Origin of the sequence: Halomonas colorata (genome assembly GCF_014897985.1) — a bacterium.
In the GTDB taxonomy this organism is placed as follows: domain Bacteria; phylum Pseudomonadota; class Gammaproteobacteria; order Pseudomonadales; family Halomonadaceae; genus Vreelandella; species Vreelandella colorata.
Genome location: NZ_JABUZA010000001.1, coordinates 198,403 through 216,489 on the forward strand (window position 1 = coordinate 198,403; position 18,087 = coordinate 216,489).

General features: G+C 55.3%; 15 protein-coding genes. 10 read left to right on the forward strand and 5 right to left on the reverse strand.

The features are described from left to right. Nucleotides 1–7: 7 nt before the first annotated feature. The 4 genes from INT33_RS01030 (at nt 8) to INT33_RS01045 (ending at nt 5,644) form a co-directional block, all read left to right on the forward strand. Nucleotides 8–886 carry a LysR family transcriptional regulator gene (locus tag INT33_RS01030; RefSeq protein ID WP_192537378.1) on the forward strand — a complete coding sequence of 293 codons (879 nt, stop codon included), beginning with the start codon at nt 8–10 and terminating at the stop codon, nt 884–886. 495 nt (nt 887–1,381) lie between these two features. Continuing rightward, entirely contained in the window at nt 1,382–3,229 is a 1,848-nt protein-coding gene (gene zipA / locus INT33_RS01035; RefSeq protein WP_192537377.1) for a cell division protein ZipA, read from the forward strand. Between the two features lie 109 nt (nt 3,230–3,338). Beyond that, nucleotides 3,339–5,375, forward strand: coding sequence for an NAD-dependent DNA ligase LigA (gene ligA / locus INT33_RS01040; RefSeq protein WP_192537376.1), 2,037 nt, complete (start codon nt 3,339–3,341; stop codon nt 5,373–5,375). Continuing rightward, a complete protein-coding gene (locus INT33_RS01045) occupies nt 5,372–5,644 on the forward strand; it encodes a YheU family protein (RefSeq protein ID WP_192537375.1) in 273 nt (90 codons plus the stop codon). The genes ligA and INT33_RS01045 overlap by 4 nt, the downstream gene beginning before the upstream one ends. On the opposite strand, the gene mnmC is transcribed toward INT33_RS01045, so the two are convergent. Both mnmC and INT33_RS01055 read right to left on the reverse strand, forming a co-directional pair. Continuing rightward, on the reverse strand, nt 5,638–7,650 hold the full coding sequence (gene mnmC / locus INT33_RS01050) for a bifunctional tRNA (5-methylaminomethyl-2-thiouridine)(34)-methyltransferase MnmD/FAD-dependent 5-carboxymethylaminomethyl-2-thiouridine(34) oxidoreductase MnmC (protein WP_192537374.1): 2,013 nt from the start codon (nt 7,648–7,650) through the stop codon (nt 5,638–5,640). The two genes, INT33_RS01045 and mnmC, sit on opposite strands and share 7 nt — an antisense overlap. A gap of 156 nt (nt 7,651–7,806) precedes the next feature. Beyond that, entirely contained in the window at nt 7,807–8,106 is a 300-nt protein-coding gene (locus tag INT33_RS01055) for a YciI family protein (protein WP_018918013.1), read from the reverse strand. 183 nt (nt 8,107–8,289) lie between these two features. Here INT33_RS01055 and INT33_RS01060 point away from each other — a divergent pair, with 183 nt between their 5' ends. Next, entirely contained in the window at nt 8,290–9,228 is a 939-nt protein-coding gene (locus INT33_RS01060; protein ID WP_192537429.1) for a PHP domain-containing protein, read from the forward strand. A 67-nt stretch (nt 9,229–9,295) separates the two neighbouring features. Then, the gene (locus INT33_RS01065) at nt 9,296–9,919 is read left to right on the forward strand and encodes an L-threonylcarbamoyladenylate synthase (protein WP_192537373.1); all 624 of its coding nucleotides are present in this window, start codon (nt 9,296–9,298) and stop codon (nt 9,917–9,919) included. A 116-nt stretch (nt 9,920–10,035) separates the two neighbouring features. Here the strand turns inward: INT33_RS01065 and INT33_RS01070 are convergent, their stop codons facing one another. Together INT33_RS01070 and INT33_RS01075 are read right to left on the reverse strand one after the other, a co-directional pair. After that, nucleotides 10,036–10,911: an ion transporter gene (locus INT33_RS01070; RefSeq protein WP_192537372.1), complete on the reverse strand. Its 876-nt coding sequence runs from the start codon at nt 10,909–10,911 to the stop codon at nt 10,036–10,038. A 126-nt stretch (nt 10,912–11,037) separates the two neighbouring features. Next, on the reverse strand, nt 11,038–11,925 hold the full coding sequence (locus INT33_RS01075) for a CYTH domain-containing protein (RefSeq protein ID WP_192537371.1): 888 nt from the start codon (nt 11,923–11,925) through the stop codon (nt 11,038–11,040). Nucleotides 11,926–12,061: 136 nt separating this feature from the next. Here INT33_RS01075 and INT33_RS01080 point away from each other — a divergent pair, with 136 nt between their 5' ends. From INT33_RS01080 to argA, 3 genes are all read left to right on the forward strand, one after another. Then, entirely contained in the window at nt 12,062–12,742 is a 681-nt protein-coding gene (locus INT33_RS01080) for a TIGR00153 family protein (RefSeq protein WP_018918008.1), read from the forward strand. 9 nt (nt 12,743–12,751) lie between these two features. Beyond that, a complete protein-coding gene (locus tag INT33_RS01085) occupies nt 12,752–14,017 on the forward strand; it encodes an inorganic phosphate transporter (RefSeq protein WP_192537370.1) in 1,266 nt (421 codons plus the stop codon). A 150-nt stretch (nt 14,018–14,167) separates the two neighbouring features. After that, nucleotides 14,168–15,484, forward strand: a complete 1,317-nt coding sequence (gene argA, locus INT33_RS01090; protein WP_192537369.1) for an amino-acid N-acetyltransferase — start codon at nt 14,168–14,170, stop codon at nt 15,482–15,484. A 94-nt stretch (nt 15,485–15,578) separates the two neighbouring features. Here argA and INT33_RS01095 read toward each other — a convergent pair whose 3' ends face one another. Continuing rightward, nucleotides 15,579–16,433, reverse strand: coding sequence for an SDR family oxidoreductase (locus INT33_RS01095; RefSeq protein WP_192537368.1), 855 nt, complete (start codon nt 16,431–16,433; stop codon nt 15,579–15,581). Between the two features lie 720 nt (nt 16,434–17,153). On the opposite strand from INT33_RS01095, the gene INT33_RS01100 reads away from it, so the two are divergent. After that, nucleotides 17,154–17,942 (forward strand): hypothetical protein, encoded by a 789-nt coding sequence (locus INT33_RS01100; RefSeq protein WP_192537367.1) that lies wholly within the window; start codon nt 17,154–17,156, stop codon nt 17,940–17,942. Nucleotides 17,943–18,087: the final 145 nt, after the last annotated feature.

Sequence of the window (18,087 nt, forward strand, 5' to 3'; positions counted from 1 at the left end):
TTGCCCTATGGAACTTGTCTGGCTTGAAGACTTTACCGCCCTTGCCGAGCACGGCAGCTTTGTGCGCGCCGCCGAGGCTCGTCATATCACTCAGCCGGCGTTTAGCCGACGCATTCGCGCGCTAGAGCAGTGGATGGGCGTTAGCCTGTTTGTGCGTACCCCCCAAGGCACTACGCTGACACCTGCTGGTCGGCATATTCAGGCGAGCGCCTTTGAAGCCATAGGTCGGCTTTACCGATTGCGTGCTGAAGCCCAGGAAATTGAAGGCAAGGCGACCAAGACGCTGCAGTTTGCGGCCACGCATTCGCTTTCATTTACGTTCTTCCCGCGCTGGGTAAGAACCCTGGAGCAGGGCGCGCCCATGGAGGCGGTACGGCTGCATTCAGATACCATGGCTGCCTGTGAACAGTTGCTGCTGCGTGGCGATAGCCAGTTTTTACTAAGCCACCACCATGTCGCCGTGCCTTCTTTGCTCTCTTCGGAGCATTTTGAAAGTATCCAAATAGGCGAGGACACGCTGATTCCGTTAATGGGTAAAGAAATGGGTAACACTCGGACGCTGGAAGAGATGCCGTATCTGGCCTATGCCGATGCGTCGGGGCTGGGCCGCGTGGTAAATCACTGGCTTAAGCAACATGCAGGCGACCGGATATTCACTCCCCGCTTTAGTAGTCATCTAGCCGCGGTACTGATGTCAATGGTAATAGAAAACAAGGGCTTGGCATGGATACCTAAAAGCCTGGCGGAGCAGGAAATAGCGGAGGGAACGCTGGTTCGGGCACTCGGTGAAGCCTGGGATATCCCGTTGGAAATTCATCTTACTCGGCCACGCGTATTAGCAAGCACCTTTGCCGATGCCTTTTGGCACAGGCTCATCAAGCGTTAAGAAACCGCTACAAGCATTAACATTTATCGTTAAATTGATAAAAAAATGTGTAAAAAGGCTCAACTTATCTATATTGATCATTATAAAATTGTGGTTAATGCTATGGTGTAGTAGCTGAAACTGGTACAGCTAAAGCATAGCAATAATGATAAGCTGTTTATGCATACAGTGATTGGTTGGTTAGTTTTCAAGTTGTTTATGATTTAACGTTCTGAGTTTAAGTAAACATAACGTTAAGTGTAAAAGGTACTGCCTTATTTATATTAAACAGCAAATTTATGGCACTATTAATCGCCGCAAGGGTCTAGTTGCGATCAGCGTCAAAAATTTGCTCAAAAACGTTAAAAACTGTGCCATAACGTGAAGATTGCCCAATAAGTGGCCCTTTTTGTAGCAACCGCGCTATGCTGGTGATAATTATTAATCACCTTGAAGGCCAGCATCTTCAGGTATGGCGCTTTAGCAACCGGTAAGATGACCCATGGAATGTTCGACATGGAACTAAGAGAGTGGCTAATTATTTTAGGTTTGGCGTTGGTATCGCTCATCGTAGTCGACGGTGTAAGGCGACTCCAGCGCCAGCGGCGTGTCCCACGTCTAGATCAAGCGGTTAAGGATCTTCCCGAAGCGAAGCTAACCGACCTTGATGACGAAGCTAAAGAAGCAGAGATTAACTGGGAACTGCCTAACGGTGGTGCGCGGGTCGTTAAACCTGCTGACTATACTGGCCTGGGTTCAAAACCCAAGCTAGAGCGTCAGGATCATCCCGGGCCTTCCCGCGTACTATCCGAGTTCAGACGCTCCTTCGCCAATGCCGTGCCCAAGCGTAAAACAGCTGCCGCATCGCAAGCCGCCGCAACGCATGCTGCACCCACTGCGTCTAGAGCCGCGTCTGCTGCTTCACCAGCGGCTACGTCACCAACAGATTATGAGCGTCGTGAACCCAGCTTCTCTTTAGATAGTGCTTCTACTTCTACTAGTAGTACTTCAAATAGTGCTTCAAATAGCGAGCCGTCCGTCACTCACGCTAAGCCCGCTAAAGCACAAGCGCCTCACGAACACACCCAGCCCATGCCGACAGCTGCCCAGGAAAGCCCTTCAGCGCCTGCGCCCGCCCAAAGCGAACGCCACATTGATGAGCCGTCTATCTCTTTATCTGCTACCAATCAATCGACTACCGATGAGCTGTCCGTTACTGATGAATTAACCACTGGCGATGCAGAAGTCGCCTCGGTTAATAAGGTAGATGCGTTTAACGAGGTAGATAAAGAGAGCGTCGCAGACCCTGCGCTGTCCACCGCCGCTACGCCAGCTGAGCCTGTTTTACGTGCCGAGCCAGAAGACGCCGTGTTTGCCAAGCAGGATGCGCCCAAGCGTCGCCAACTGCGCGAAGATACGGTTGGCGAGTACGACGAGCTTAATGATGATGAAGTCGACGAATACCGGTTGGTCGATTTTGAAGGTATCGGCCGCTCCTTTAAGCGTCGTTTGATTATCCGTCGTAAAGAGAAGGCGCGTAAAAAAGCTGAAAAAGCCATACGTGCTGAAGCGCTGGCCAAGCAGAAGGCTGAGCGTAAAGCGCTGGAAGCCGAACAGCGCCGTGAAGCGAAAGAAGCCGCCGAAGCAGAAAAAGCCCGTATCGCTCAGGAGCAGGCAGAGGCACACGAGGCCGCTGCTCTCGCCGCTGCCGCTCAAAAAGCCGCCGCGCCTCGATATGACGAACCAGAGCCCGCTTATGCGTATGACGAGCCGAGCGAAGAGTACGAAAATTACGAGTCTTATGATGACGCGCCGGTTCGTGCTCAGCGTGACTCGGTAGTACGTACTCACCCAACGCTTGAAAAAGCGTTACGTCATGATGTGTCTGGCGAGCATGCCAAAGAGACGCTTTCCAATGCTGATGAAGTCATCGTAATCAGCGTGCTTTCTCGTGACCCGGAAGGCTTTGATGGCAGCAAGTTGCTTGATCTCATTATGGCGTGCGGCCTGCGTTACAGCCGCCCGATGGGTGTCTTCCACCGCTTTGAAACCGAGAGCCCCGATAGCGAGCTGCAGTTCTCGATGATCAATGTGGTCAAGCCTGGCACCTTCCCGATCGAGGAAATGGGCGAGTTTGTGACTCCAGGCGTTACTTTCCTGATGCCCTTGCCGGGAGCGGTCGACAGCTCAGCCGCTTTTGAAGCCATGGTCGAAACCGCCATGGTAGTGGTACGCCATATGGGCGGTGAACTGAAAGATGAACACCGCAGCGTCATGACGGCGCAAACCATCGAGTTTGCCCGTCAGCGGGTACGCGATTTCGAGCGGCGCCATCGTCTGCATCGCCATATGCAAGCCCACTAAGTAACGCTTGCGATTAAACACCCGCCTTCTTGCAGAAGGCGGGTGTTTTTGTTCTAAGATGTGTCTTTTTTGTGATCGCTTTTAGCCTGTACGATGGAAACCAACGTTAATGAGTCAGCCTGACCCCCAATTGCTGGAAGAAGTCACCCAGCTGCGCGCCGAGCTTGATGAAGCCAACTACCGTTACTACGTATTGGACGAGCCAACGTTAACGGATGCCGACTACGATCGTAGATTGCAGCGTTTAAAACAGTTGGAAGCCGAAAACCCCTCGCTTATCTCACCGGATTCACCTACTCAGCGAGTAGGTGCCGCCCCAGCCGATGGGTTTCCCTCGGTTGCCCATGCTATTCCCATGCTCTCATTGGATAACGCGTTTAACGCAGAGGATATTATCGCCTTTGCCCAGCGCGTGGCCGAGCGCCTGGAGTGCGAGGCTGATGAGGTCGAGTTTACCTGTGAGCCTAAGCTTGATGGTGCGGCGGTATCGCTGGTCTATGAGCAGGGCGTATTGGTTAGCGGCGCCACCCGTGGCGATGGCCGTACCGGGGAGGGCATTACCTCTAACCTGCGCACGCTGCGCTCGGTGCCTTTAAAGCTGATGGGCAAGCAAATCCCTGAGCTTTTGGAAGTGCGCGGTGAAGTTATCATGCGCCACAAAGGCTTTGAGGCCCTCAACGAGCGCGCCCGGGAAGAAGGCAGCAAGGTCTTTGCTAACCCACGTAACGCTGCAGCGGGCAGCCTGCGCCAGTTAAACCCCCAGATTACCGCGACCCGCCCGCTTGAGTTCCACGCCTACCAGGCGGCACGCCTTGAGCCCGACATGGGCGATGCGACACATAGCGAACTGATGGCCCGCCTGATCACACTGGGTTTTCGCTCAAGTGCCGAGTTAAAAGTGCTGACCGGCCCGCAGGCTGTGGTCGAGTATTGCGAGCAGCTGGGCGCGAAACGTGATCAGCTGGGCTACGATATCGACGGCGTGGTGATCAAGGTCAATGCGCTGCGCTACCAGCGCGAGCTGGGGTTTGTGGCCCGAGCCCCCCGCTGGGCCACCGCGTTTAAATACCCTGCTCAGGAAGAAGTCACCACGCTCAACGACGTTGAATTTCAGGTCGGCCGTACCGGTGCCATCACCCCGGTGGCAAGGCTTGAACCGGTGAGCGTGGCGGGCGTTATCGTTTCCAATGCCACGCTGCACAACGCCGATGAAATCACCCGGCTGGACGTCATGATCGGCGATACGGTCACCATTCGGCGCGCAGGCGATGTTATCCCTCAGGTAGTGCGGGTGGATGTGGACAAGCGCCCGGCCGATGCGCAACCGATTGTGTTCCCCGAGCACTGCCCGGTATGTGGCTCGGATATCGAGCGTGTGGACGGTGAAGCCGTTGCCCGCTGTTCGGGCGGGCTGTACTGCGCCGCGCAGCGTAAGGAAGCGCTTAAACACTTTGCCAGCCGCAAGGCTCTGGATGTAGATGGCCTGGGCGTGAAGCTGATCGATCAGCTGGTGCAGCTTGATTGGGTGAAAACCCCCGCCGATCTTTTCCACCTGACCGTTGAGCAGCTGCAGAGCCTGCCGCGTATGGGCGAAAAGTCATCGGTGAATCTGGTCAACGCGCTGGATAAAGCCAAACACACTACGCTCGCCCGGTTTATCTACGCGCTGGGGATTCGTGAAGTGGGTGAGGCCACGGCGGCCAATCTGGCCAGCCACTTTGGTACGCTGCAGGTACTTCAGGCGGCCGAGCTTGCAGCGCTTGAGGCGGTGAATGATGTGGGCCCGATTGTGGCAGCCCACGTGCATACGTTTTTCCGTCAGCCGCACAACCAGGAAACGATTGCCGCGCTGATTGAAGCAGGCGTTACCTGGAAGGAAGCCGAAGTCGCCCAAGGTCCCACGCCGCTTGAAGGCCAGACCTGGGTGCTGACCGGCGCGCTGGAAAGCATGACCCGCGATGAAGGCAAGGCGCGGCTGCAGGCGCTGGGTGCCAAAGTGGCGGGCAGCGTTTCGAAAAAGACCACGGCGCTGGTGGCTGGCGAAGCGTCAGGCAGCAAGTTAACCAAAGCTGAACAGCTAGGCGTTGAAGTGGTCGATGAAGCGACCTTTATCGAACGCCTTTCGCAGTGGGAGCAACCTGAATGAGCCGTTTTATTGAAGTACCCGCCCGCATGCTGCCCCCGGAAACCCTTGATGCGCTGCTGGAGGCCTTTGTTACCCGACAGGGTTATGACACCACGGATACTGGTGAGGGAATGAAAGGCTGGGTGGCTGAGCTTAAAAAGCAGCTGGCGCGCAGCGAGTTGATTATTGCCCACGACCTGAAGCTTGAAATGACCGAAGTAATGACCCTGGCGCAGTGGCGTTCCTTCGGTCGGGATCTGGCGGATGATGAGGAAGAGGGCGACTACTGACCGCGAATGATCGCGCTGATAATACGCCGCCCGGCGTGAAGGTGATCGACCAGCGGCGCCTCCAGAGGCATGGGGTCATCGCACAGTCGGGAGGCGATCACCTCAGCGCATAGCGGCGCGCTTGAGAGCCCACGCGAGCCGTGAGCGGTCGATATCCACAAGCCGGGGTAGTGTTCGCCAGCTACATCCGGTGCCCGCGAGGCATCTTTACCCAGCACGGCATACGCTGACTGCCAGGCAGAAGCGTCGGGCACCGGGCCCGCATAGGGCGTTTTATCCGGGCTTGCAGCGCGCACCGCCGCACGCCCTTCAAGCGCCTGTGGGGTCAGTTGGGCGCCTGTGCTTTCCAACGCTGTCTCAAGTTCTGCCACCAGTGCCGGGAGCGTTTGGCGAAGCTCCTCGATATTGCGCTGATGGTCGGTATCGGTCACTTCGGTAGAGTCATTGTTAGGCACAAAGCTTGCGCCAAAGGTCAGCACGCCTTCAAACGCCGGTGATACATAGCCACCCGCGCACACGACCCGCTCAGGGCCTTTTACGCCGACGGGCAGTGTCACTTCACTAACCTGGCCGCGCACCTGCTGTAGGGGCGCAAAGGCCGTCTGAGTAAACGTGTTGGCGTAGTGAGCGCTTGCAATCACCACGTGGTCAGCATTTATCGTACGCCCATCAGCAAGCTTCAGCTGCCAGTGTTCATGCTCACGGTTAAGCGACGTTACCTCACCTTGGGTAAGGGTAATGTTGGGGCTTTGAAGTAAGTGTTCACATAGCGCCTTGGGCCGCACCCAGCCCGCCTGTGGATAAAAAAGCGCGTGCTGGGCGTCAATGGTAACGCCGGCCGCCTCGCTAAGCCCTTGGGTAAGCGGTGACACCACCACGGCTTCGGGCAGCGCATGCTGCTCGCTAAAGCGTTGCTGGCGCTTGGCTTCTTTAGCGTTTGTTGCCAGCTGAACCACGCCGCAGGGTTGCCAAAGTGAAGGCGCTTTTAATTGGCTAAGCCAACGCTGGCTGTATAACAGGCCGGAGAGATAAAACCGGCTCTGGTGGTTGGTATCAGCGGCAAGCTTTACATAAAGCGCCCCCTGACGATTACCCGAACCGCCTGCCCCCGGCGCCGTGCGCTCAATCACGCTAACCTTGATGCCGCGCCTGGCAAGCGCCGCCGCCACGCTACACCCGGCAATCCCTGCACCAATTACCGCCACATGCTGAGTTTTGAGAGGCGCCGGTGGTGTAAACCAAGGCGTTGCTTCACGGCGTTTATCAACAGGCGGTGTTTCAATCATGCCCGCGAGAATTTCGCGCTTACGCCCGCAGCCGGGGACTTTTTTCCAGGTAAAGCCTGCCGCTTTCAAGCCCCGCTTAACGATGCCTGCGCAGGTGAATGTGGCAAAGGTGGCCCCTGGCCGAGAGCGCGCCGCCATGGCTTCAAACAGCTCGGGTTGCCACATCTGAGGATTTTTGGAAGGCGCAAAGCCGTCTAGAAACCAGGCATCGACCTGGCCGTCTAAAAGCGCCAGACGCTCGGTGGTATCGCCATAATGCAGGTCCAGCGTAACGCGGTCGCTCAGGTGTAGGCGGTGTACGCCGCTAACCGATGCGGGCCACTGCTCACAAAGCACCTGTGAATAACCCGCAAGCGACGGCCAGGCGCGCAGGGCGCGCTCAAGTGACGTCCGATCCAGAGGATACTTTTCTGTGGATAACAGATGCAGCCGCGCCCCGGCGGGTGCGTGCTGTTCAAAGCAGGCCCAGGCGCACAGCATATTGAGCCCCGTCCCAAAGCCGGTTTCCCCGATTACAAACGCCCGCGTGCTTTCCCAGGCGGCAAAGCGTTCAGGTAAGCGGTTGGTATTTAAAAAAACGTGCTCGGTCTCTTCAAGGCCACCCTCACGGGAAAAATACACGTCATCGAAGTCATCCGAGTGCGGTGAAGTGTCACTCCAGGTGAGTAAAGGCGCGCTTAACGCCGTTAGAGGAGGCAAAGCAGTAGGGCGTTGAGGCACGCGGGTATCCGTAATGAGAGAAGTGGTTAAAAAATAGCCAATTTGTTAATCGGGGCGTTATCTCTGGCTTAGCGCAAAGCGTCCGCTGGGTTTGCACAGAGTTTTCCACAGGCTCTGTGAATTAGCTGGCGGACCCTCCACACTAGCGACTTTCGGTCAAGGCAAAACTTTCTTGAACGGCTTAACAATTACCTTGGCATAGACACCTGCAATGATGTATGGATCAGCGTCAGCCCAGCTTTGAGCGGCTTCTAGGCTGTCGAATTCCGCCACGATCAAGCTGCCGCTAAAACCCGCATCACCGGGGTTTTCGGTATCGACCGCCGGATGCGGTCCCGCCAATACCAGGCGGCCTTCATCGCGCAGCGCTTCAATACGGGCCAGGTGATCTGGGCGGGCGGCCATACGGCGCTCCAGGCTATTCGATACGTCTTCACTAATAATCGCGTAAAGCATGGGGATAACTCCTTAAAAGCATGCAGTAAAGCGCTCTATGCGGCATTGACCGCACTCGTATAAGCGCGCACCATGGCGAGCATTCGTGCACCGTCCCATACAGAGCATTATGAACACACAGCATTATGCCTGTTCGTGTACGACATCCCTATTCTGACAAACTCGCCACACGACGTCATGCCCATGCCCTTGATCCCCACGTTACTTCCTGCGGTGTTTGATGCAGATCAGCGCTATTCGGCTGATCTGCACATGCACTCAACGGCGTCCGACGGCGCGTTAACCCCCACTGAGCTGGTAGCGCTATGCGCTGAGCGCGGCCTTACCCACATGGCGTTGACTGACCACGACACCATGGACGGTATCGACGAAGCCGGGCAGGCCGCCCAGCAGGCCGGGATTTGTCTGGTACCCGGCTGCGAGTTATCCACCCGCTGGCAGGGTATCAATATTCACGTGGTCGCACTCATGCCGGGTGGCCTGCAGGGGCCGTTGGTGGAAGGGCTTGAACAGCAGCGTCTGGCGCGTATTCAGCGCGCAGAAGTGATTGCTGAGCGCTTGGAAAAGGTGGGCCTGCCCAACGCCCTGGCAAAAGCCCGTGAGCAGGCGGGCAGCGACCGCCCGTTGGGGCGGCCTGATTTCGCCCGCGCGCTGGTCGCCGAGGGTGTAGTGGCCGATTGGGCTACCGCGTTCAAACGTTACCTGGGTAGCGGCAAGAAAGGCGATGTTAAAGCCCACTGGCCGGAAATTAGCGAAGTCGTTGAGTGGGTGGTGGCTTCCGGCGGCGTAGCGGTCATCGCGCACCCGTTACGCTATGGGTTAACCCGGCGTAAACGGGGTCTTTTAATGGATACCTTTCAGGCGGCGGGCGGAGACGCAGCTGAGTTGGTCAGCGGCCAGCAGAATCCGGATGTCACGCGTGACTTGGCCCGCCAAATGGTCGAGCGTGGGCTTTACGCTTCATTAGGCAGCGACTTTCACTTCCCCGGCAGCCACGCCGCGCCCGGCAGCATGAGCATGGTGCCGCGCACGGCCGCCCCGCCTATCTGGCAGCACCCCCGGTTGTCGCATCTGCGCGACGCTCCCGCTGGGCCATTAGCCGCTTCGTCAGCTATGGTATGAGTACGCGTATAAATAAGTAAGTGAACACCCCAATGGATTGAAATGAGCCCACGGGCAGGAGCAGACTATGAGTCAGTATTTTCAGATTCACCCCGAAAACCCGCAAAAGCGTCTGATCGATCAGTCTATCGAGATTATTCGCAAAGGCGGGGTGGTGGCTTACCCAACGGATTCGGGCTATGCGCTGGGCTGCCACCTGGGTGAAAAGAAAGCGATTGAAAAGATAAAGTGGCTGCGCTCGCTGGATGACAAGCACAACTTTACGCTGATGTGTTCGGACCTTTCAGAAATTGGCACTTATGCCAAGGTGGATAACGCCGTTTTCCGGCTGCTGAAAGCGCATACGCCAGGGCCGTATACCTACATCCTGGATGCCACCACCGAAGTGCCGCGCCTGCTATTGCATCCCAAGCGCCGCTCGATTGGCGTGCGCGTACCCGATCACCGGATTACCCACGCGCTGCTTGAGGCCCTGGGCGAGCCGCTGATGAGCGTGACGCTGATTCCGGTAGGAGATGACCTACCCATGAGCGACCCCGAAGAAATTCGCGAGCGCTTTGGAGCACATCTGGATCTAATTATTGATGGCGGCGCCTGTCATCTCGACCCCACCAGCGTAATTGATTTGCGTGAACTGCCGCCCAAAATTGTGCGTGAAGGACGCGGCGATATTACCCCGTTTGAAAGCTAAGTCCTGGAAAGCTAAGTCCTGGAAAGTTAAGTCCTGGAAAGCTAAGCCCTGGCTTAGCGCCATGCCCACGCGAGCGTGGCCATGGCGCTACCAGATATTTTGAGTAGCCAGCCAAGCTAGGGTTCTTTCTGCAGGTCTTCTTTGTGCGGGTCTTCCGTTGTTTCATCCAACCAGGTACCGCAGCGCAGGCAATAACGAGCACGCTTTTCGTGACGGTCATGGCCGCAGCCCGGGCACGCCTCATCGGAGTAGCGGTCTTCACGAATAGAGCGGATTACCTGGGCGGAAAAAATACCCGTGGGCACCGCGATGATCGAGTAACCAATCAGCATCAGAACCACGGTAATCGCTTTGCCCACCGCTGTACCGGGAACGATATCGCCATACCCTACCGTGGTAACGCTTACCACTGCCCAGTAAATCGACATGGGAATGCTGGTAAAGCCTGTCTCCGGCGACTCGATGGTATACATAAGCGCGGCGAACATAGTAACGACCATCAAGATGCTGCAGAAGAACAGCAGTACCTGATGAAAACTACGTTTTAAGGCATCGATCAGCAGGCGTCCTTCACCCACAAACTCCATCAGGCGCAGAATACGAAAAATTCGCAGCACCCGTAGGATGCGAATAATCACCAGCGCATGAAAACCCGGCATTAGTAATACCAGCCAGGCGGGCAGAATAGAGATCATATCCACCACGCCGTAAAAGCTTTTCAAGTAAATAGACGGACGCTCAAGGCAGTAAATACGCACGGCAAGTTCCAGCGTAAACAGTATCGTGAACGCCCACTCCAGGTAATAAAACAGCCAGCCGTACTCCTGGGAGACATCTTGAACGCTACCCAGCAAAATCACCCCAACACTGGCCATGATCATTACGATCAGCGCAATATCGAATCCTTTGGCAGCCGGGGTATCGGATTCAAAGATAATATGAAAAAGCTGGGTGCGTAGGCCCTCAGCTGCAGGTGTCAGGTTGAAGCTCATAGCAATCCCAGTGAAATAAACAATCACTTATCTGGTGATTTAGCCTATTGGTAAACATTCTTGATATACAGTACGTGTTTCAAGCCCGCATGGTCTGAACCGATGTCGCTTAAAACAGTATGAATGTCAGCTTAGCGCGCTTTGCAGCGCTAAACGATGTGAAAGCGTCAATAGATTAACGCCATAGGCAATGCTGGGCTGGCCATCGCCCAGAAGCGCTGCCGGTAAGGCTTTAGCCTGCATCTGCATGTCGGCAGACAAACCTGGATGTTCGGCCAACTGGGCTAACGCGTCCTGGGCCACGTTAAGGTAGTGGCCTTGCTGGCTATCGTGATAGGCATCCAGAGCAAGCGTTGCCCGGTGAAGCCATTGCGCGGGAGTGGTAGCCTCGGGTAGTGGCCACTGCTGGGCAGCCAAGGCGTTGCCGCGGGATGCTTTACTGCTGTCAGACGGGCGAAGCGGGATCTTTTCGGCAAGCGCGATGGCTAACGACCACAGGGTTTCCGGATCACCGGCTTTTAACTCCAGCTCTAGCTCACAAATAGGCGTGCGATAAGCGCCGCTCTCGATCTCGCCTTCATCCATTACCAACTCAATATGACTGCCTTGCCAGGTCAACTGCCAGCTACGCCGGATAAAATCGGTGCGCAGCTTGGGGGCAAGGCTTGCCAGCCGCTCGGCCAGCTCGCCTTGAAAGGGCGGTAGTGCGGCCAAGCCTTCCTGATCCAACTGGTTGCCAGTGACAGGCCATTCCCACTCTTGGCGACTGGATAACCCGCCCCCACCTTTGCCTGCCGTTTTCACGGTTTGCAGTACGCGCTCATCTATCTGGCGCAGACGAACGGCCACGCGGGCGTTGGCTAAGTCGTTGGTTGGGGTATCGAAATAGGTATTGGCGAGGGTTTGGGTGAGCGGTGGTTGAGACGCGAGTAACGGGTGGCTTAACAAGGCCCCAATGCTTGCAGGCGCAAGGGCAAGCTTTAATTCTACTTCAATAGGAGTTGCATTTTTCATGACAATAGCCACTCTTAAACGTGAAATGCTGATGAAATTTTTGCTACCAATATGAACTTTTCATGACGGCGGCGAGCGCACTCTTTATACTGGCGTCGCCATTTCCAGGCTCCCCGAAAACAGGCTAAAAGGCACTATGGTTACCTCCAATCCTTTTTCTGCGATGTTTGGCCGCTCGCCATTCCAGCCGTTGCTGGCCCACATCGTCAAGGCCAATGAATGCGCCGATCAGTTGTTGCCATTTTTTGAAGCATCCCTTGCTGGCGACTGGGATAAAGCTGCTGAGCTGCGTGAAAACGTGACCCGCTTAGAGCACGAAGCCGATGTGCTGAAAACGGACCTGCGGCTTAACCTGCCCAGCACCATGTTTTTGCCGGTTTCCCGGTCCGATCTGCTGGATTTGATTAGTGTGCAGGACAAAATCGCCAACAAGGTGCGCGACATTACCGGCATTATGCTGGGGCGTAAAATGCGCGTGCCTGACGAGCTCGCCGAGCCGATGCGCGATTATATGATCACTAGCGTGGCATGTGTTGCTCAAGCGCGCCAAGCACTTGAAGAGCTGATGGAACTCCTTGAGTCCGGCTTTGGGCGGAATGTTTCCGATGTTATGCACAACATGATTCGCGAACTGCATAACTTTGAACACCAGGCGGACGCTCAGCAGGTCGCCATTCGTCGGCAGCTTTTTCAACTTGAAAGCCAGCTGCCACCCGTCGATGTGATCTTTCTTTACAAGATCATCGAATGGGTAGGTGAAGTGTCCGACCGCGCTGAGCGTGTGGGCAGTCGCTTGCAGATTTTGACCGCTCGCTAAGGGGATTTCATGCATATTATTGCCCAGCACGGTGATATTTTTATCATCCTGGCCTGTTTGTTTGGCTTTTTTATGGCTTGGGGGGTCGGTGCAAACGATGTCGCCAACGCCATGGGAACCTCGGTGGGGTCGAAAGCGATCACCATCAAACAAGCTATTATCATTGCGGTTGTTTTTGAATTTTTAGGTGCCTGGCTTGCCGGTGGTGAGGTAACGGCCACCATCCGTGGCGGAATCATCGACGCCAACCTGCTTGAAGCGAACCCACAGTTTCTGGTTTACGGCATGCTGTCTGCGCTCTTGGCTGCCGGTATCTGGTTAATGGTGGCTTCCGCCCGCGGTTGGCCGGTTTCCACCACGCACTCGATTGTCGGCGCTATCGTGGGTTTTGCCGCAGTCGGCCTGGGCGTGGATGCAGTTGCCTGGGGCAAAGTGGGCCAGATCGCTTCCAGCTGGGTCGTCTCGCCGCTGATCGCCGGTACCATCGGCTATATGCTGTTTAAGTCGGTGCACCACCTGATATTTGAAAGCTCAGACCCGTTTGCGGCGGCCAAGCGCTATGTGCCGGGCTATGTGTTTTTAGTCGGCTTTATCGTGTCTATGGTGACGCTCACCAAAGGGCTTTCCCATGTTGGCTTACACCTTACCTTTAGCCAGAGCCTGTTGCTGTCGATCTTGATTGGCGTGTTGATTATGGGCCTTGGCATCATCATGCAGCGGCGTATCAAGTACACCCAGAATGCCAACGATCATTTTGGCTATGCCAATGTAGAGCGCGTGTTTGGTGTGTTGATGATCTTTACCGCGTGTGCCATGGCGTTCGCCCACGGTTCTAACGATGTGGCCAACGCGGTTGGCCCGCTGGCCGCCGTCATTAGCGTGGTGCGCAGCGAAGGCATGATCGATAGCGCCGCGCTGGTGCCCTGGTGGGTGCTAGTGCTGGGCGGTGGCGGTATTGTGTTTGGCCTGGTGACTTACGGGCATAAAGTCATCGCGACCGTAGGCACCGGGATTACTGAGCTAACCCCGAGCCGTGGCTTTGCAGCAACGCTTGCCGCTGCCAGCACCGTGGTGGTTGCCTCCGGCACGGGCCTGCCAATTTCGACGACTCACACTTTGGTCGGCGCGGTACTCGGTGTCGGCTTGGCACGCGGTATGGCGGCACTTAACCTGCGCGTTATCGGCACGATCGTTATTTCGTGGCTGATTACGCTGCCGGCTGGCGCGGGTCTGGCCATCGTGTTCTTCTTCATGTTTAAAGGCATGTTCGGCTAGCAGTAAACGCCTGACTCTCAGCGGCACCTTCATGCAGATTTGCGTTAGCCAATTTGCAATAGAAGGTGCCGCTGTTTTTTGTGCTCTGGTAAAGTAGCGAGTAGATTTTAAACGCAGAGTTTTTCTTTCACTTGCTGCCGGAGAGCGGCCTTGGATAAGCACTTCCCCTTTGTTGATTGGTTTCGTAACGCTTCCCCCTACATTAATGCGCACCGGGGGCGAACCTTTGTCATCTTGATTGAAGGCGAAGCCATGGCGTCTGGCCGCGGGGAACAGCTCATTCAGGATTTAGCCCTGCTGCATACGCTGGGCGTGCGATTGGTCGTGGTATTCGGCACGCGCCCCCAGGTACAGGAAGCGCTTACCCAGGCAAACGTTGAGCCTACGCGCATTAACGGCCGCTGGGTGGCCGACCGTGCGGTGATGACTCACGTAGAGCAGGTCGCCGCGCACCAGCGGCTCTGGCTTGAAGCACGCCTGTCACTCGGCCTACCCAGTACGCCGCTTCACGGCGTTGAACTCAGCGTGATTTCCGGCAATCTGGTCACCGCCAAGCCCTTGGGCGTGCGTGAAGGGGTCGATTTTGACCATAGCGGCGAAGTACGCCGCGTGCGCGCAAGCGCGATTGAAGGGCTGCTGGATAAAGGCTCGTTAGTGCTTCTGCCGCCGCTGGGCTTTTCAAGCACGGGGGAAGTATTTGACCTGGATGCCGCAGAAGTTGCCCAGCACGCCGCCGTGGCGCTCAAGGCCGATAAGCTGATACTGCTGGGCGACTCGGAAGGCCTGCAGGATGAAGAAGGTGCCTTGCTGCGCCAGCTAACCCCTGCCGATGCCGAACCCAGACTTGAGAGCGCGCTGCCCGGCAGCGAGCTTGCCCGTCACCTTCAGGCAGCGTGTAACGCCGCACTTGAGGGTGTGGCCCGCACGCACTTGTTGTCGTGGCGCAACCACGACGCGCTGCTGGGGGAGCTATTCACCCGGGACGGCGTGGGCACCATGATCACCCAGCACCGCTACGAGCAGCTACGCCCGGCCAAGCTAAACGATATTGCCGGGCTGCTTGAGCTGCTTGAGCCTCTGGAGCGCCGCGGCATGCTGGTGGCCCGCTCGCGCGAGCGCCTGGAGCACGAAATTGATGACTATATGGTCATCGAGCGTGACGGCATGGTGATTGGCTGCGCCGCGCTGCACCTGTTCCCCGAAACCACGATTGCCGAACTGGCCTGTGTAGCGGTACACGGCAGCTACCGAGGGGGCGAGCGCGGAGAGCGTTTGATGGAAGCCCTGGAGCGCCGCGCCCGCCAGCGTGGGCTAACCGCCATATTTGTGTTAACCACCCACACGGCCCACTGGTTTGTGGAACACGGCTTTCAAACGGCCAGCCTGGATGATTTGCCGCCCTTGAAGCGCGAAGCCTATAACCACGCACGTAAATCGAAAGTGTTGGTGAAGAAGTTGGCGGGATAGGGGGATGGTGAATGATGAGTTGGGAATAGTGAGTTGTGAAATCGGGGGCTGTTAGGGGCGGGGCGGCCTTTGGCTGGCCCCGCCCGGTTGGTCATCAGGTGTTTAGAATAACCCCGCCGTTAAGGTGCAAGGTCTGCCCGGTCATATACGAAGAATCTTCGCTTGCCAGATACACATAAGCGGGGCCCATTTCGCTGGGCTGGCCCGCGCGATTCATTGGCACTTGGCCGCCAAACGAGGCCACTTTCTCATCATCGAAGCTTGCTGGAATCAGCGGGGTCCACACTGGGCCTGGCGCCACGGCGTTAACGCGAATGCCGCGATCCATCAACGACATGGCCATCGAGCGCATAAACCCTTGAATCGCCCCTTTGGTGGCACTGTAGTCAATCAGCGTATCGTTGCCTTTAAAGGCGTTGATAGAGGAGGTCTCGATGATGGTGTCGCCTTTTTGCAGATGCGGCAGCGCGGCTTTCGTCACATAGAAGTGGCTGAAGATATTGGTCTGGAAGGTGCGCATTATCTGCTCATCTGGCACCTCGGTCAGATCGTTCCAGTCGTACTGCTCGGCGGCATTATTGACCACAATATTGAGCTTGCCGAAGTGATCCAACGTCTTCTTGACTATCTCACGGCAAAACTCAGGGTCACCGACATCGCCCTTTAGCACCAGGCAGCTGCGGCCTTCGGCCTCTACCAGCGCTTTAGTATCCTCAGCATCTTTATCCTCCTCCAGATGAACAATAACGCTATCGGCGCCTTCGCGAGCGTAGTGCACCGCAACGGCACGTCCAATACCGCTATCGCCGCCGGTAATAAGAGCGACCTTATCTTTAAGCTTTTGAGTTCCTTGATAGCTATCGCGAATGAACTCAGGTTCGGGGCGCATTTCATGCTCATCGCCTGGCTGTTCGTCCTGATGCTGAGGCGGTAGTTTTTGCTCGCTCATGTGCAATTACTCCTTGTTGGCACAGTAATCTTTCCAACACCGCAGGCGATGACGCCCAGGGGCCGTTACGTCAATATTTACCCTAGCGCACCCCTGTAAAGAGAGCCAAATTGAAAGCTTACTAAGCTGGCTTTTTTATTAATGTTAGTGGTTAACGCTACTCTAATAGTGGTGGCATTAAATAATCGATTTTTTAATGCTGGGGCTCTAAATGGCGTTGTTGGTATTTAGCCAAGCTTGAAATCAAGATTACACGGAGAGACGGTTAAGCTATTAATAAAGATGCCTTAATAAAGTAGGGGCGCAATAAAAGAGTAATCAGTGTCTTGTGGGCAAGGGAATTCATTGGCGTTGAAAAATAATTTATAAAGTTATCGATCATATATTAAATCTTGTGCCTGGATTTATTTAAGTGTTTGTAATTTATAAGTAAAATTAAAATAAATGGCGCGTTGTAAGGTTTTTAATATAGGTTAATAAATTTGTTTTGATAATGATTAAAGTTATTCGCTATTAGGAGGAGGGTGGGGGTATAAATTGACAGGGTAAGGAGGCGCACTATATTGAAAAGACGCTTAAATTAAGAGTTCCATTAAATATCTAACGGAATGCTTTATAAAGCGCTTATTAATGTAGCAGTGGTCCAGTTCGTTTTGTTTCACCTAGCGTACTTGTTCGATACAGTCGCTAATGAGTGAAGCGACAAGGAGGAAGTGACTAATGATTGATCATGGAAAACAGGCTGACCCAGGTTCTTCATCTACGCCGAATACGGCTACCGGTTCGCCTCAATCGAATAACGGTACAGCGCATTCTCCCAATAGCGACCATCTAAAGCAGCAAGGTCGGGATGCCGTTCATGATGTAAGTGATGCAGCCCAGCATCAGGCTGAACACTTTTATAACCAACAGCGTGATACCGCTGCCGAGCAGACGCAAAAATTTACCAGCGTCTTTTATAAAATGGCCGATGAGTTCGACAATCAGCAGCAGCCCTATTTCTCCCAACAGGTTAGAAAGCTTGCTGATACCGCTGATCGTCTCTCAAATAAACTGCGTGACAAGGACTTAAAAAGTATTTGCCAGGAAGCGCAAAGCTACAGCCGTCGCGAGCCAGCTCTTTTCTTTGGTGGCGCGATTGCTGCAGGCTTTTTGCTAACACGCTTTTTACGCAGTTCTGGTCAGCATTCGCATTCATCAAATGATCATTCTCACCCGTCCAGCGGTTACTCCAACCAGCCTTCGGGCGCATATTCCAGCCATTCGTCGCCAACGCCTGACAATCCCTCGGCAGGCATTATGCACGGCGCTTCTACCGGGGTGGCGCATGACCCAACCCAGCAAAGCTCGTCGCTGCAGGGGACTTCACGCGGTCCAACAGTAAATCCCGGGGCTTCGTCCAGTACTTCTCCCAGTACGTCGCCAGGCTCATCACAAGGCTTGGCCAATGACCCCTTGGGTGGTGCAGGTTCAGTGAACAAACCCAGCGGTCCCGGTGGAAGTATCTGACGGTTTAAAACAGCCTCTATGCAATGTGATAGTAGCTCTAAGGCGCTTTGATTAACCCCTTATGAGCTACTGCTTAACCCAGGCCAGGTTTAGAACCGTTGAGCGTCTAAACATCTAGCTAAGCGCCCTGACTACCGGGCAAAGG

Bases quoted from the DNA above. Each gene is read 5' to 3' on its own strand.
- INT33_RS01080 (WP_018918008.1), top strand. From the start codon at position 12,062: ATGGTTACCTCCAATCCTTTTTCTGCGATGTTTGGCCGCTCGCCATTC.
- INT33_RS01065 (WP_192537373.1), top strand. From the start codon at position 9,296: ATGAGTCAGTATTTTCAGATTCACCCCGAAAACCCGCAAAAGCGTCTG.
- zipA (WP_192537377.1), top strand. From the start codon at position 1,382: ATGGAACTAAGAGAGTGGCTAATTATTTTAGGTTTGGCGTTGGTATCG.
- INT33_RS01045 (WP_192537375.1), top strand. From the start codon at position 5,372: ATGAGCCGTTTTATTGAAGTACCCGCCCGCATGCTGCCCCCGGAAACC.
- ligA (WP_192537376.1), top strand. From the start codon at position 3,339: ATGAGTCAGCCTGACCCCCAATTGCTGGAAGAAGTCACCCAGCTGCGC.
- INT33_RS01060 (WP_192537429.1), top strand. From the start codon at position 8,290: ATGCCCTTGATCCCCACGTTACTTCCTGCGGTGTTTGATGCAGATCAG.
- INT33_RS01055 (WP_018918013.1), bottom strand. From the start codon at position 8,106: ATGCTTTACGCGATTATTAGTGAAGACGTATCGAATAGCCTGGAGCGC.
- INT33_RS01085 (WP_192537370.1), top strand. From the start codon at position 12,752: ATGCATATTATTGCCCAGCACGGTGATATTTTTATCATCCTGGCCTGT.
- INT33_RS01100 (WP_192537367.1), top strand. From the start codon at position 17,154: ATGATTGATCATGGAAAACAGGCTGACCCAGGTTCTTCATCTACGCCG.
- INT33_RS01075 (WP_192537371.1), bottom strand. From the start codon at position 11,925: ATGAAAAATGCAACTCCTATTGAAGTAGAATTAAAGCTTGCCCTTGCG.
- INT33_RS01030 (WP_192537378.1), top strand. From the start codon at position 8: ATGGAACTTGTCTGGCTTGAAGACTTTACCGCCCTTGCCGAGCACGGC.
- INT33_RS01070 (WP_192537372.1), bottom strand. From the start codon at position 10,911: ATGAGCTTCAACCTGACACCTGCAGCTGAGGGCCTACGCACCCAGCTT.
- INT33_RS01095 (WP_192537368.1), bottom strand. From the start codon at position 16,433: ATGAGCGAGCAAAAACTACCGCCTCAGCATCAGGACGAACAGCCAGGC.